Origin of the sequence: Amycolatopsis sp. NPDC050768 (assembly GCF_040654155.1) — a bacterium.
In the GTDB taxonomy this organism is placed as follows: Bacteria; Actinomycetota; Actinomycetes; order Mycobacteriales; family Pseudonocardiaceae; genus Amycolatopsis.
Genome location: NZ_JBFAHL010000007.1, coordinates 87,216 through 101,156, shown reverse-complemented (window position 1 = coordinate 101,156; position 13,941 = coordinate 87,216). Strand labels below are relative to the sequence as shown.

Genomic DNA, 13,941 nt, shown 5'->3' with positions numbered 1-13,941 from the left:
GAATCGAGTGCTTCTCCGACCGGTCCTGCTGCGACCGGTGCTGTTACGAGCGTGCCACGAGGTCGAAGTCGAGGTACTCGGCCGCGTCCTCGGGGTTGGCGAACATGATGGTGCGGTCGTCGAGGTGGACCATGCGCCCGTAGTGGGTGGACATGTTCTCCTCGAATTCCGCCGAGTTGAACCAGCCCTCCTCCTCGCCCGCCGCCTCGTCGATCTCGGAGTAGACGACGTCCATGCGGCCGTCGGCATCCACGCGGATCATCGAGGGCAGCGGCGTGATGGTCACGTTTTTCTTGCCACCCATGACCTCGGCCACGATGACGCCGACCTGGTTGTTCATCAGGGTGAACCCGCACCGGTTCGAGGCGGTGTTGTTGGACTTGTACGGGCTTTCCGCCGTTTTGAAGAGAGTCACTGGCTCAGCTCCTTCGGTGCCTGCAGACCCAGGTCGGACAGGATGCCGCCGAAGCGGCTCTTGGCGCGGTCGAGGCTGTCTTCGAACCGCATGGGCTTCGCGTCGGGCTGCGACCACAGCGGCTGCAGCGTCCGCGCGGCCAAGATGCACTTCGGCACCCATGCGGACAGCCACTGCTGCATGAGCTGCCGGTTGTGGTCGGCGAATTCCTTGTCGTTGACCAACAGGTCGAACATCGCCTTCGTGTAGCGCAGGTCGCGCTCGGAGTAGTCGAACTCCTCGGCACCGATCAGGGTCGGCGTCACGAAGTCGCCGTTGGCGGGTGCCGCCTGCTGCACCAGCCGGCTGCGGAAGAGCTCACCGATCAGAGGCTCGAACACGATGTTCGCGGCGAAGATCGCCTCGCACCAGTCCCAGATCTCGGTGAGCGCCTCGGCCGTCTCCCGTACGCCCTGCCACGCCGGGTCCTCGTTCCACGTCGTCAGGTGCGCGGTGCCGTCGAACGCGTCGATCTCTTCGGACAGCGTGAGGTTGTACAGCGCCAGGTCCTGCGCCGCGCGGATGCGGTGCATGCTGTTCACGGAGATGGCGTTGTTGTGCATGTTGGTCGGCGCCCGCCGGTTGGCGTTGGCGTACAGGTACAGCCCCAGGCCTTGGTCCACGTGCATCCACGCACCGATGTGGTGCGAGACGAAGGTGACCCAGTTGGGGTTCCACTGCTCGAACGCCTTCGACTGGCGGGCCGCGTCGATGTTCTGGTTCAGCTGCCGAACCACGTTCGCGTTGTAACGGTAGAGCGTGAGCTCCCACTCCTCGTTGGGGTCGCGGAACTCGTGCCAGCCGAGCGCGGGCCACGGGTAGCCCTGGCCACCCGAACCGGGGCTGCGCACGGGCTCGGGCCGATCCGAGCCCCACGCCTTGAGCGCGGTCCACTCGAGCGGGTAGCCGCCGTTGCCGTCGGCGAAGCCGTACAGCCAGCCCTGGCTCAGGTAGTGCCGCGGGTCGGGCTGTACCTCGACGGTGACGTCCTCGTAGTGGCTCTGCTTGCGCTTCTTCGGGGTGAAGTAGTTGAAGTGCCGCTCCGTCGAGTCCGGGAAGTCCCGGGCGCCCGCCTCAGCATCGGTGAAGACGGGCTTGGGGACGCTGCGTTCTGCCGTTGATGTCATCGGTTTTCATCCTTCGCGTCGGGCACTGGCCTCGTCGTTACCTCGGTGTCTCAGCCGGACTCACGTCTCATCCGCGTCGCCGGTCGTGGTGAACTTGTCGTAGAAGATCCGCTTCTCCGGCACACCGAGCGCCGGCAGCAGTTCCAGGGCCGCCTCCACCATGGGCGGCGGCCCGCACACGTAGACGTCGGTGCGGCCCAGGTCGGTCTCGAGCCGCCGCACCACATCGGTGATCAAGCCCGTCTCGCCATCCCACTCCTCGTCTTCGTCGGGCTCGGACAGGGCCGGCACGAACCGGAAACCCGGGATCTTGTCCTCGAGAGCCGTCAGCTCGTTCTCGAAGCACAGGTCCCTCTTGCGGCGGGCGCCGTAGTAATAGGTCGCCTTCCGCTCGATGCCGCGTTCGGCCATGGACCGCAGCAACGAGAGGATCGGCGCCATGCCGGCGCCGCCACCGAGGAACACCAGATCCCGCTCGGGTGCGTCCCGCAGGGTGAAGACCCCGAACGGACCCGACACGTCGAGCCGGTCCCCGATCGAGACCGCGGTGTCCAGGAAGTGCGAGAACAACCCGTCCGGGTAGATCCTGATCACGAACTCCAGCAGGCCGGAATCCCGGCCCGGGGTGTTCGCCATCGAGAACGACCGGGTGGCCTCGTGTCCCGGGACCGCGAAGTCGACGTACTGGCCGGGGAAATACTTGAACGACTCGGCGTCCACGAGCCGGACCACGAGCCGCCGGAGGTCGTGCGTGATCTCATCGAGCGACACCACTTCCGCCACCGCCTCCTGGATCGGCAGTCCGGAGTGGATCATCTCCTCGTCGTAGTTGAGCAGTTCGATCGTCAGGTCCTCGTACGCGTGCGCCCGGCACAGCAGCGTGAAGCCCTCCTCCTTTTCGAAGTCGGGCAACGCGAATGTGGAATACCGGTCGTGGTCGACGTCGTCGCCATCGAGGATGAACGACTTGCAGGAGGCGCACTGGCCCTCCTTGCAACCGTGCATGAGCATGACGCCCTGCTCGGCGGCCGCACGCAGGATGTTCTGGTCCTCGTCGACCTCGATCTCGATGCCGACCGGCTCGAAGCGCACGTGGTGCTTGTTTCCCATTCGCTTCCCTGCCTGAACGCTGGAGCTCGCACGCATCCCGGGTCGCCTCCGTCGGCGACCGGGGCCGCCGCGAAGGCGGCACCCGATCGCCGGTGGAAGCCGGTCGTCCGTCCGATCAGGACGTTGCCCTCGCGGGCCGTCCCGCCGGACCCTGGCGGTTGTAGTCGTCCTGGAACGCGGCCCGCTGCTCGGCGTTCATCTCGTTGAGCAGTACGTTCGGGCTCTGCAGCGGCGGGCACCGGCGCAGGTGGTCCAGTGTCCACATCTTCTTCGGGTCCAGGTCGAGGTGCGGCTGCGCGACCAGGGTCTTGCCGTCGTCCCGGACGAAGCCCATGTCGGACACCACATCGGCCCAGTTCCAGCCGTGGTAGAGCGTCTCCCACTCGCGGGACCCGATGAGCTGGCCCATGTTCGGGGTCTCGCGACCCTGGTACGTGGGCCGGAACGCCTCGACGTCGGTCCACCGGCAGGCTTCGTGGCAGTACGTCCGCCACTGCCCGTCGACCTCCGCCATGACCATGTCCTCACGCACGAGGCACGGGACCATGCAGGTCCAGCACCGGTGCGGGTAGACGTAGTCGACGTCTTCCAGCGCGATCGGGTTGTGCCCGTTCGGCACCGACAGGCGGCTGTAGTTCTCCCACCACTTGCCGTACTTGTCGTACCAGCCCGGGTACTTGTACTCGAACCACTCGAAGTCCTCGTCCGTCATCGGGTCGATGCGCCAGTAGTTGGCGAGCCACCCGGTGGCGAAGAACTGCGCGACTTCGTGCACGTAGCCCTTGTCCCAGATCTGCTTCCACGCTTCTTCGATCAAGTCGTGCGGAATGACCAGACCGTACTTCTCGAGCGGGACGAGATAGCTGCGGTAGTAGTCGTCGTAGATCCACCGGCGCCACATCTCCGCGTAGCTCTCGCGGTCCTTACGGCGGTCCTTCGTGCCGTACTCGATGAAGGTGCCGATGGCCGCGTCGACCACCCGGTGGTTGTTCCACCACGCGTAACGCAGGTCGCGTTCGAGCAGCTGGTGGTTGCTTTCGTCGGAAAGTGCCATCAACAGCGTGGCGTAGCCGTTGCTGATGTGGCGCGATTCGTCGGACTGCACCGAGTGGAAGACCGTCGGCAGCAGGTAATCGCCATTGGCCGCCGCCTCGGCAGGCATCGCGACGAACAGCGTGTTGGTGAACGCCGTCTCGGCCACGATCGTGAGGTAGATGCTCGCCGCGGTGATGGCGTCACCGGTGATGAAGCCCTCGGCGAACTGCCGGCCGATCGTGCCGCAGTAGTCGTTCTGGAAGTTACGCAGGCTCGAGTTGAAACCCGCCGGGTCGATGTAGTTGTTCATGTACAGGCGCTTCAGGTTCTGCTGGATCGTCGAGTGACGAACCTCGTCGATCATCTGGATCGCCTGGCCGTTGTGCAGTTCCGGGTTCGGCACCGTGCGGAACAGCAGCGGCATGGCCCGCGCCGCGGAGATCTCCGGCAACGGGATGATGGACAGGAACAGCTTCTGCCACTCCAGCCACCGTTCCTGGACCTGCCGGAACATGTTGCCTCGGATGGCGCCGTCCTCGGCCCCGTAAACGCGGTGGTCCTTTTCTTCCTGCATCGGGAAGTAGGAACGAAGCACCTGCTTGAGCGGGTCCTTCTTCTTGGCCTTCTGGAACGTGTAATCGGTCCCGTAGTGCGACACCGGCTGGTGGTACACCGGTTCCCACGACAGCTCCTGGATCTTCTGGTGGGCTTTCGCCACGCTCTGGCGGCTCATGGTCTCTCCTTACCCGTCGCGCCACGACGGCTGCTGGCTCGCCCTGCCCGTACCGCGGTACCCGGTCACCCGGCCGGACCGGGACGTCAAGTCCTGCGAAGACGATTAGGGGGGCGGCCCGCCGAACCGCGAGTCTCAATACGAGACAAGCGGCGGAGATTTTTTCAGCCGTCCTCCATCATCGCGGCCCGCAGCGCGGCCAGCTGAGACTCCTTCTCGTGCTGCAGCCGCACGTCACCCTCGGCCGTGGGCGTGATCCCCAGCGCCCGCAGCAGTTCCGCGGCGGGCTCGCCGGGCGGGCCGCCGGAGCCGAGTGTCGGGTGCAGTCCGATGTCCACGAGGTGGCGGAATACCAGGTCGACAACCGTCCACGGGTTGTACGTTTCCTCGGCTTGTTCATCCATTCGGGTCCTCCTGCGCGCTCGTCCGGACTCCCCCATCAGAACCCCGCGCGCGCGGGGAGCGCGTCTCAAGGTGAGACCCGCGCTGGACACGTGTCCTAAGCTGGGCACGACCCGGTACTGCGACACAAAGATGTGGGCAGCGACAGGAGGTCGAGCCGTGGTGAAGAGTCCACCCGCCCGCCAGGTCGCACCGAACCCGGCCGCGATCCTGCCCGACGAAGACGGTCTGGCCAGGACCCGGATTCGCTTTCTGACGTCGGAAACCATTGAGCCGGACCAAGTCCGCGAGGCGATCCTCGCTTCGTGGTGGCGGTCGCGGCACTTCCGCGTGCCAGCCGATCGCATCGACCTGCCCTACCTCGGCGAGGTCAACCTCGACACTCCCTTGATCCACAGCGCGAAACTCGTCATGCAACGGCTCGGCGACCAGCTGGACGGGCAGCCGATCAGCATGATCCTCGCCGACCCGACCGGGACGGTGCTGAGCCAGCGCTCCGGCGACACCGACCTGCACCGCCACCTCGAACGGGTGGAGCTGGTCCCCGGCTTCAGCTACGGCGAGAAGTTCGTGGGCACCAACGGCATCGGCACCGCGCTGGAGGACGACCAGCCGACGCACGTGTTCGGCCACGAGCACTACGCCGAGCACCTCGAGAACCTCGCGTGCGCGGGCGTGCCGATCCACCACCCGATCTCCGGGAAGATGATCGGCGCCGTCGACCTCACGTGCTGGCGCAAGGACGCGGGCGGGCTGCTGATCGCGCTCGCGCGCAGCACGGCCGAGCAGATCCAGCAAGCGCTGCTGACGCACAGCAACCTGCGCGAGCTGATCCTCTTCCAGTCCTACCTGCAGGCGTGCCGCCGCACGACCGGCATCGTGATGGCGTTCAACGACGACATCGTGATGATGAACGACAGCGCGCGCCAGCTGCTCAACTCCGCCGACCAGTCGATCCTGCTCGGGCACGCCGCGCAGGCGCTGTCGGAGTACCGGCGCAACACCGCGACCGTGACGCTCTCGGGCGGGGGCAAGGTCAAGATGCACTGCCGGCGCGTGCCGGGCCAGCACGAGGACGACGTCGTGGGCGGCGTGCTCTCGGTGAAGCTGATCGTCTCGGAGGCCGAGTCGAGCGGCGTGCCCGTGCCGATGCTGCCGATGTTCCTGCCGGGCCTGGTCGGTTCTACGCCGTCCTGGCTGCGCTGCACGCACGACGTAGACGCCGGCTACAGCCGCGGCGAGTGGCTCGTGCTCGCGGGCGAGCCGGGTACCGGGAAGCTGAGCCTGGCGAAGGGCGTGCACCAGCGGCGCAACCCGACCGGCCGGCTGCACACGCTCGACGCGCGCGACGCGGTGGAGGACGACTGGCTCTGCGACCTTCGGCGCGACCTGATCGACGATCCGGTCGACACGCTCGTGGTGCAGCACCTGGAGTCGCTGAGCGGCGAGAACCTGAAGGCGTTCTCGGCAGTGCTCGAAGAAGTGCGTACCGCGTACGGCGCCAACGCGCCGTGGCTCGCGGTCACCCTCGCCCCGGAGGCCGAGACGACGCCGGACCTGGCCGAGTCGCTGGCGTTCTTCCCGCGCACGGTGACCGTGCCGCCGCTTCGCCGCCACATCGACGACCTGACCGAGCTCGTGCCGTTCTTCCTCGCGAAGCTCTCGCGCGGCAGCCGGCTCTCGTGCTCGCCGACGGCGCTGCACCTGCTGATGCGCGCCGACTGGCCGAGCAACACCGCGCAGCTCTACCAAGTGCTCAAGAAGGTCGCGCAGCACCGGCGGCTCGGCGCGATCCAGCCGAGCGACCTGCCGGCCGAGTACCAGGCCATCGCGAAACGGCCGCTGAAAGGTCTCGAGTCGATCGAGCGCGACGCGATCGTGCGCAGCCTCGAGGAGGCCCACGGCAACAAACCGCGCGCGGCACAGCTGCTCGGCATCTCGCGCGCGACGATCTACCGCAAGATCCACGAGTACGGCATCGTCACGCCCGACCACTGAGTTCACGGAGGTCCCGCACGCCGGGGATCATCATGGAGCCATGCGGTGGCCGGGTGTGCGAGGGCTGAGCCCGCGGCGACGGCTGCTGGTCGCCGGGGTGGCGCTCGCGGTCGTGGCCGCCGGCGTGGTCACGGCGGTGTCCGTCGGCGGGAGTTCCGGCGTACCCCGTGCCGGAAGCCCCGCGCAGGACACACCGGGGCCGGTGCTGCTGGTGCCCGGCTACGGCGGTGGCCGGGACTCGCTCGAACAGCTGGCCGACCGCATCCACCGGGCCACGGGCCGGGACACCGAGGTGCTCACCCTCGCCGGCGACGGGACCGGCGACCTCCTGCAGCAGGTGGACGTGCTGGCGGAAGCCGTCGAACGCGCGTATGCCGGCGGAGCCCCGTCCGTGGACGTGATCGGCTACTCGGCGGGCGGGGTCGTCGCGCGGCTGTGGGTCGCGCGCGAGGGCGGCGAGCACCAGGCGCGGCGCGTGATCACGCTCGGCGCGCCGATGCACGGCACCACACTCGCCACCGCCGGCGGAGTGCTGGCGCCCAGCGCGTGTCCCACGGCCTGCCGCCAGCTCACGCCCGGCAGCGCGCTGCTGCGGCAGCTGCCGCCGATCCCGCCGGGCCTGCCGTGGCTTTCGGTGTGGACGCGGCTGGACCAGACCGTGACCCCGCCGGAGTCGGCGCGCCTCGACGGCGCGGTGAACGTGGCGCTGCAGCAGGTGTGTCCCGCAGACACCGCCGCGCACGGCGACCTGCCGACAGACCCGGCCGTGACCGGTCTCGTGCTGAACGCGATCGGCACCGCGCCGCTGAGCACGCCGGCCTCGTGCGCGGACCTCAGCGAGTGATGCCGGTCAGCTGGTGACGTCCTTGGTGGCGAAGTTCGCCCACGCGGCGCCGAAGAACACCACGATGTAGCCGGCCTGCAGCAGCAGCCCGTGGTCGATGTTGTGCCACAGCACGGGATCGCGGAAGAAGTCGAGCCACGAGAGCCAGTAGTGCGTGGGCAGGTACGGCTTCACCGGCGCGGCCGCGTCGAGCGTTTCCAGCACCGAGCTCGTGATGAGCACGGCCAGGCCGCCGAGCGCGGCGCCGAGCGCCGAGTCCGCGAGCGTCGACAGGAACATCGTGATCGCCGCGAACCCGAGCATCGACAACACGATGTAGGCCACGGCCCCCAGCAACCGCAACGCGAGCGACGACGAGCTCAGCGACGTGCCCGACAACGTCACGGCCTGGGCCGCCTGGCCGCCTGCCCCGACCTCGCCGCCCGTGCCGAACAACAGGATCCCGATCACCAGCGACGTGAGGACCACGATCGCGATCGCCGCCGTCACGTACACCGCGAGCGCCACGAGCTTGGCCGTCAGCAGGCGCGTGCGCCCGGCCGGGCGCGCCAGCAGGTACCGCAACGTGCCGCCCGAGGCCTCCCCCGCCACGGAGTCCCCCGCCACCACCGCCACCGCGATCGGCAGGAACAGCGGCAGCACCAACGCGAGCGCGGCCGCCGGGTACAGCGACCCGTCGCTCACCACCGCCGACAGGAACGCCCCGCCCTGCCCCGGCGGCGGCGCGAAGTCCGCGGTCGCCAGGAACACCGCCACGATCGCCGGCAGCAGGCACAACAGCAGCACGCTCACCCACACGCGCGGCCGCAAGGCGAGCTTGCGCAGTTCGACGCCGATCACCGCGTGCCTCCGAAGCGGTCCGAACCGTGGCCCGTCACTTCGAGCACGACCTGTTCCAAAGTGCGGTGCTCCTCCCGCAGGTCGCTCACGCGCACGCCCGCGCTGACGAGGCGGGTGTTGAGTTCCGCGGCGTCGGCGTAGCGGACCACGAGGTGTTCGCCGTCGCGGTGTTCGAGGTGGCCGTCGAGCACGGCGGCGGCCGCGGCGGGGTCCGGGGTGCGCAGGAGGACGCGGCCGGTCGCGGCGCGCAGGGCGGCGACGTCGCCGTCGAGCACCAGGCGGCCGTGGTCGACGATGCCGACGCGGGTGCACAGCTGCTCGATCTCGGCGAGCAGGTGGCTGGAGAGGAACACGGTGGTGCCGTCGCGGTTGAGCTCCAGCAGCAGCTCGCGGATCTCCTTGATGCCCTGCGGGTCGAGGCCGTTGGTGGGCTCGTCGAGCACCAGCAGCCGCGGGCGGTCGAGCAGGGCGCCGGCGAGGCCGAGACGCTGGCGCATGCCCAGCGAGTACGCCTTGACCGGCCGCCGGTCGACGCCGGCGAGCCCCACGCGTTCCAGGGCCTCCTCGATGCGCCGCCGCCGGGTCCGCCTTCCGCGGTGGCGGCCGGCGGCGTCGAGCAGCGCCAGGTTGCGCCGGCCCGACAGGTGCCCGTAGGCGGCCGGGCCTTCGACGAGGGCGCCGACGTCGGGCAGCACGTCGGCGAGCCGCTTCGGCACCGGCTGGCCGAGCACCTCGATCTCACCGCTCGTGGCGTAGACGAGCCCGAGCAGCATCCGCACGAGCGTGGTCTTGCCGGATCCGTTCGGGCCGAGGAAGCCGTAGCGGTCGCCTTCGCGGACCTCCAGGTCGACCGCGTCGACGGCCACGGTCCGGCCGTACCGCTTGGTCAGCCCCCTCGTGACGATCATCGGCCGCTCCGGCGAAGCGTGGCCAGATCGGCCGCGGCCAAGGCCAGCACCGACGGCGCGACCAGCCCGGCGAGCAGGTAACCGCGCCGCGAGCTCGGCGGGCGCACGATCGCGAGCGACAGCGGCGTGACCGACAGCTGCACGGCCGTGCCCCGCGGCAGCGTGATCGCGGTACCGCCCGCCTTGCCGGCCGCGTCCGCCGCGCCGTCGGCGACCGCGCGCGGCACGGCGACCACGGCGAACGTCGCGAGCCCCGAGCCGTAGAGCGCGGCGCCCTGCACGCCACCGAAGTTCGCGGTGCGCACCGGCCGGCCGCCGAGCGTCGGGGGCAGGCGGACGCGGCCCAAAGCGCCCAGCGCGTTCGTCAAATCCGGCGCGTTGGTGGCCGTGAACCCGCTGCCCGGCGCGGGAACCGGGGTGGTCACGACGGGTGCGGTCTGCTCGACGTCCTCGAACTCCGTCGTGAGCATCGGCGCCTGCTGGCCGCGCGCGGTCACCTCGACGCGAAGCGGTAGCCCGCTCTCCGGATCGGCCCACACGTCGACGCCGCCGATCGTCGTCTCCGGATCGGCGGGCACCAGGCGGAACCCGGCGGCCGGGATGCCGGCGACGTTGCGCGGCGGCAGCGCGCTCACCGGATCCGTGGGCGCGGACCGCAGCGCCCACCGTGCCAGCTCCGGCGGCAGCAGGTCACCCGCGCGCGGCAGCCGCACGGCCGGGTCACCCGTCAGCTGGGTCAGCATGTTCGCCCCGTAGTCCCAGGTGTATTCGCCTTCGGGCAGGTGGTAGACGTCGTGCTCCCCCGTCGTGGTCAGCACCGCCACGCGGTAGCGGTCGGGCCCGGCGTACCAGGCACGCGTGGTCGTGGTGGTGGAGAACAGGGCCGACACGTCGGCGAGATCCGGCAGCTCGGGGATCGCCAGCGAGCCCCGGCTTTGCGCCAGCCCCTGGTACGGCTTCCCGGCCGAACTCAGCACCAGGTCGCGCAGGTGCCCGGCGTCGGCGACCGGCCCGGCGGGCCGCAGGGCCGCGACGAGCGACGGCAGCGCCACCAGCGCGATCGCCACGACGGCGACCACCGCCCAGCGAAGACCGCGCTCACGACGCACGACGGACACCGGCATCACCTCTGAGTCCCCTTCCACGGTCCCTTTGTACGCCACGAAACCGCGTCGCCCCGTTTCCGAATCCTTACGCCGCGCCTGTCGCCTTAGGGTGAGGCGCATGGAAGATCTCGCGCAGCGCTACGCCGCGGGCACCCTCGCCGACGTCATCCCCTCGGCGCTCGCCGGGCTCGGCGTCGACGGTGAGCGCAACCCGCTCGGACTGCCCGCCGCCGACCGCGTGTGCGTGCTGCTCGTCGACGGCCTTGGCTGGACCTCGCTCCGAGCGCACGCCGATGCCGCGCCGTTTCTGGCGCAGCTGTCCGCCCGGCCGTTGACGGCCGGCTTCCCCAGCACCACCGCGACCAGCGTCGCATCTCTGGGCACCGGCCTGACGCCGGGCGAGCACGGCGTGGTCGGGTACGCGTTCGAGGCCGGACGCGACGTGCTCAACGTCCTCGGCTGGCGCCGCCACACCGGCGGCAAGCCGATCGACCTGCGCGAGCGCGTTGTGCCGGAGGAGCTGCAGCCGCGCCCGACGGCGTTCGAACGCGCGGCAGGAGCCGGCGTCGCCGTGCGCGTGGTCGGGCCTCGCGACCAGCGCGACAGCGGTCTCACGCGGGCTGCGCTGCGCGGCGGGGAATTCCAGGGCGTGCACGCTCTCGGCGACCTCACCGCGGCCGTCGCCGAAGCGCTGAAACACCCGCGGAGTCTCTGCTACGCCTACCACGCCGACCTCGACCTGCTCGGCCACGTCCACGGCCCCGGCAGCACCCCGTGGCTCTACCAGCTGTCCTACGTCGACCGCCTCGCCGAGACGATCGCGGGCAGCCTCCCGGCCGGCGCGGCGCTGATCGTGACGGCCGACCACGGCATGGTCACCGTCGGCGAGCGCGTCGACTACGACGCCGAACCCGCGCTGCGGGCCGGCGTCCGCACCGTCGGCGGCGAGGCCCGCGCGCGCCACGTCTACACCGTCGAGGGCGCGGCACCCGACGTGCGAGCCGCGTGGCGCGAAACCCTCGGCGACCGCGCGTGGGTGCTGGGCCGCGAAGAGGCTGTCACGGCGGGCTGGTTCGGCCCGCGCGTCGACGGCGCCGTGCTCCCCCGCATCGGCGACGTCGTCGTCGCGGCCCGCGGGACCGCCGCCGTCGTCCGCACCGAAGCCGAGCCGCGGCTGAGCCGCATGACGGGCCAGCACGGCTCGGTGACCGACGAAGAACTGTTGGTACCGCTGGCGATCGCCCGCGCCTGACCGTCCTTCAGGGACGCTCGGTGTGCGGCGCGCCGGTCTCGGCGAGCTGGTCGATGGCGCCCACGAGCTCGGCCAGCGCCGGAATCGCCGACGCGATCAGGTGCCGCCACGCCGGGTGCAGCCGGTCGATCGCCGCGGCGAGGATCTCGGCGTTGTGGTGCTTGTAGCGGTCCACGGCCGCGCGCCCGCTCTCGGTCAGTTCGAGCTCGACCGTCCGCCGGTCCTCACTGCCGCTGGTGCGCGTGACGAGATCACGCGCTCGCAGCCCGGTGACCATGGTCGTGACGGAGTTCGGCGCGAGCTTCAGCAACTGCGCGACGCGGCTCGGGCGGGCGCCGGGATTCTCGGCCAGGCACGAGAGCAGTTCGAGCTGCGCGACCGACAGCGTGTTGTCCGGGTCGGCCGTGCGCGCGGCGCGGCGCATGGCGCGCCGGAGGCGGGCCACGACGTCGGCGAGGTTCGGCTCGGGCGTCATGCGGTGCGGGGTGCGCGGGGGCCGGCGGCGAGACCCGTGCCGGCGGCGAGCACCGCCGCCACGGCCAGGGCCGCGAGCGCGAGCGAGCGGCCGCCGGTTCCCCCGGTGTGCAGGCACAACGTCACGAGTGCCACGCCCAGCGCCGTGCCGAGTCCGCGGGCCATGTTCACCAGACCTCCTCCGGTGGCCGACATCCGGGTGGGGATGGCGCCCATGACGGCCGAGTTGTTCGCCGGGATGAACACTCCCAGACCGAGCCCCACCGCGAACAGCGACACGCCTGTTTCCCACGGACCGGACACCCCCATCAGCACCGCGCAGCCGACCGCCGCCAGCGCCGCTCCGGCGCCGATGCGAACGCGGGAGCCGAGTCCCGCGGGCAGCACGCGATCAGCCGCGACGGCGGCCACCGCGAACCCGGCGGGCAGGCTCGTGAGCACCGTGCCCGTCGCACCGTGCGCGCCCAGGACCTGCGGCAACAGCGCCAGCGGCCCGAACAGCACGAGGTACCCGCACAGCGCGCCGGCCAGGCCGAACGACACGACCGGCGGCCGCAGCACCGCGAGGCGCAGGATCGGGCTCGCGGCCGAGTTCTCCCGCACCACGAACGCGGCGGCCGCCGCCACGCCCGCCACGAGCAGCGCCGGCACGGCCCAGCCGGGCAGCGCCAGCCCCGACAGACCCGAGATGGCCAGCAGCAGCGCGGTCGACGCCGTGGCCAGCAGGGCCACGCCCGCGCCGTCGAAGCGGCCCAGCGGCGTGCGCTCGCGGGTGCGCGGCAGCAGGTACCGCCCGGCGATCAGGCCGACGAGGCCGACCGGCGCGTTGACCAGGAACACCCACCGCCAGCCGACGGTGTCCACGAGCAGGCCGCCGACCGCGGGCCCGAGCGCGAGGCCGAGCGCCTGCGCGGCGGCCTGCACCCCGAGCGCCGCGCGCATCTTCTCGCGGCGCACGCTGCCCACCACCAGCGCGACGCTGTTGGCCTGCAGCATCGCCGCGCCGAGCGCCTGCACCACGCGGAACACGACGAGCCACGTCAGCGTCGGCGCCAGCCCGCACGCGATCGACGCCGCGGTGAAGACGCCGAAGCCGTAGACATAGGTGAACTTGCGCCCGTGGGCGTCCGCGAGCCGGCCGACCGCGGCGAGCAGCCCCACCAGCGTCAGCAGGTAGGCCAGCGACACCCACTCCACCGCCGCCAGCGGCTCGCCGAACTCGCGCTGCAGCGCCGGGAACGTGAGCGTGACGATGCTCGCGTCCAGCTGGCCCATGAACGCGCCGAAGCACACCGCGCCCACCGCGAACCAGCCCGCGAGCCGGTGCTCGCGCACCACCCGCGGCCGCGGCCGCTCCACCAGCATCGCCACAGCGGTCCCCTTCGCCGACAGTTCGTTCTCACACAGAACTACTTCGCCGTCAACTCCGCCAGCCCAGCGCGACCAACCCCACACAACTAATTCTGCACCCGAACGACCGACGCCCCCCAACGAGACCACTCCAGCGTCTCGACTCCACCCCCCCAACGAGACCACTCCAGCGTCTCGACTCAACCCCACCAGCGAGATCGCGTCGGGGGGTGTTTGGGGGGGGGGGGGGGGTTGGCTGCAGCGCGGGAGCATCACGCCCACACCAACACAACAACAACAGAAAGACA

General features: G+C 70.6%; 13 protein-coding genes. 3 read left to right on the top strand and 10 right to left on the bottom strand.

The genetic code is table 11. The annotated features are described in order from the left end of the window. Positions 1–43: 43 nt before the first annotated feature. The 5 genes from mimD to AB0H62_RS21540 all read right to left on the bottom strand — a co-directional run bounded on the left by mimD (position 44) and on the right by AB0H62_RS21540 (position 4,863). Positions 44–415 (bottom strand): propane 2-monooxygenase effector subunit MimD, encoded by a 372-nt coding sequence (gene mimD, locus AB0H62_RS21560; protein ID WP_220239305.1) that lies wholly within the window; start codon positions 413–415, stop codon positions 44–46. After that, entirely contained in the window at positions 412–1,581 is a 1,170-nt protein-coding gene (locus AB0H62_RS21555) for a toluene hydroxylase (RefSeq protein ID WP_220239304.1), read from the bottom strand. The genes mimD and AB0H62_RS21555 overlap by 4 nt, the downstream gene beginning before the upstream one ends. A gap of 60 nt (positions 1,582–1,641) precedes the next feature. Then, the gene (locus tag AB0H62_RS21550) at positions 1,642–2,691 is read right to left on the bottom strand and encodes a 2Fe-2S iron-sulfur cluster binding domain-containing protein (RefSeq protein WP_360587678.1); all 1,050 of its coding nucleotides are present in this window, start codon (positions 2,689–2,691) and stop codon (positions 1,642–1,644) included. Between the two features lie 115 nt (positions 2,692–2,806). Then, entirely contained in the window at positions 2,807–4,459 is a 1,653-nt protein-coding gene (locus AB0H62_RS21545) for a methane monooxygenase (RefSeq protein ID WP_220239302.1), read from the bottom strand. Positions 4,460–4,623: 164 nt separating this feature from the next. Beyond that, a complete protein-coding gene (locus AB0H62_RS21540; RefSeq protein ID WP_220239301.1) occupies positions 4,624–4,863 on the bottom strand; it encodes a hypothetical protein in 240 nt (79 codons plus the stop codon). 160 nt (positions 4,864–5,023) lie between these two features. Here AB0H62_RS21540 and AB0H62_RS21535 point away from each other — a divergent pair, with 160 nt between their 5' ends. Together AB0H62_RS21535 and AB0H62_RS21530 are read left to right on the top strand one after the other, a co-directional pair. Then, on the top strand, positions 5,024–6,859 hold the full coding sequence (locus tag AB0H62_RS21535; RefSeq protein WP_255637810.1) for a helix-turn-helix domain-containing protein: 1,836 nt from the start codon (positions 5,024–5,026) through the stop codon (positions 6,857–6,859). 40 nt (positions 6,860–6,899) lie between these two features. Continuing rightward, positions 6,900–7,703 carry a lipase gene (locus tag AB0H62_RS21530; protein ID WP_360587676.1) on the top strand — a complete coding sequence of 268 codons (804 nt, stop codon included), beginning with the start codon at positions 6,900–6,902 and terminating at the stop codon, positions 7,701–7,703. A gap of 6 nt (positions 7,704–7,709) precedes the next feature. Here the strand turns inward: AB0H62_RS21530 and AB0H62_RS21525 are convergent, their stop codons facing one another. Genes AB0H62_RS21525 through AB0H62_RS21515 form a run of 3 tightly spaced genes read right to left on the bottom strand, consistent with a single transcriptional unit; the run spans position 7,710 to position 10,575 of the window. Further along, the gene (locus tag AB0H62_RS21525; RefSeq protein ID WP_360587674.1) at positions 7,710–8,543 is read right to left on the bottom strand and encodes an ABC transporter permease; all 834 of its coding nucleotides are present in this window, start codon (positions 8,541–8,543) and stop codon (positions 7,710–7,712) included. Continuing rightward, positions 8,540–9,451, bottom strand: a complete 912-nt coding sequence (locus AB0H62_RS21520; protein WP_220239298.1) for an ABC transporter ATP-binding protein — start codon at positions 9,449–9,451, stop codon at positions 8,540–8,542. The genes AB0H62_RS21525 and AB0H62_RS21520 overlap by 4 nt, the downstream gene beginning before the upstream one ends. Next, positions 9,448–10,575, bottom strand: a complete 1,128-nt coding sequence (locus AB0H62_RS21515; protein WP_220247591.1) for a hypothetical protein — start codon at positions 10,573–10,575, stop codon at positions 9,448–9,450. The genes AB0H62_RS21520 and AB0H62_RS21515 overlap by 4 nt, the downstream gene beginning before the upstream one ends. A gap of 100 nt (positions 10,576–10,675) precedes the next feature. Between AB0H62_RS21515 and AB0H62_RS21510 the strand changes: the two genes are divergently transcribed. Continuing rightward, a complete protein-coding gene (locus AB0H62_RS21510; protein ID WP_220239297.1) occupies positions 10,676–11,809 on the top strand; it encodes an alkaline phosphatase family protein in 1,134 nt (377 codons plus the stop codon). A 7-nt stretch (positions 11,810–11,816) separates the two neighbouring features. Here AB0H62_RS21510 and AB0H62_RS21505 read toward each other — a convergent pair whose 3' ends face one another. Together AB0H62_RS21505 and AB0H62_RS21500 are read right to left on the bottom strand one after the other, a co-directional pair. Next, on the bottom strand, positions 11,817–12,284 hold the full coding sequence (locus AB0H62_RS21505) for a MarR family transcriptional regulator (protein WP_220239296.1): 468 nt from the start codon (positions 12,282–12,284) through the stop codon (positions 11,817–11,819). Beyond that, complete coding sequence (locus AB0H62_RS21500; protein WP_360588169.1) at positions 12,281–13,648, bottom strand: MFS transporter; 1,368 nt, start codon at positions 13,646–13,648, stop codon at positions 12,281–12,283. Before AB0H62_RS21500 ends, AB0H62_RS21505 begins: the two co-directional genes overlap by 4 nt. Positions 13,649–13,941 lie beyond the last annotated feature (293 nt).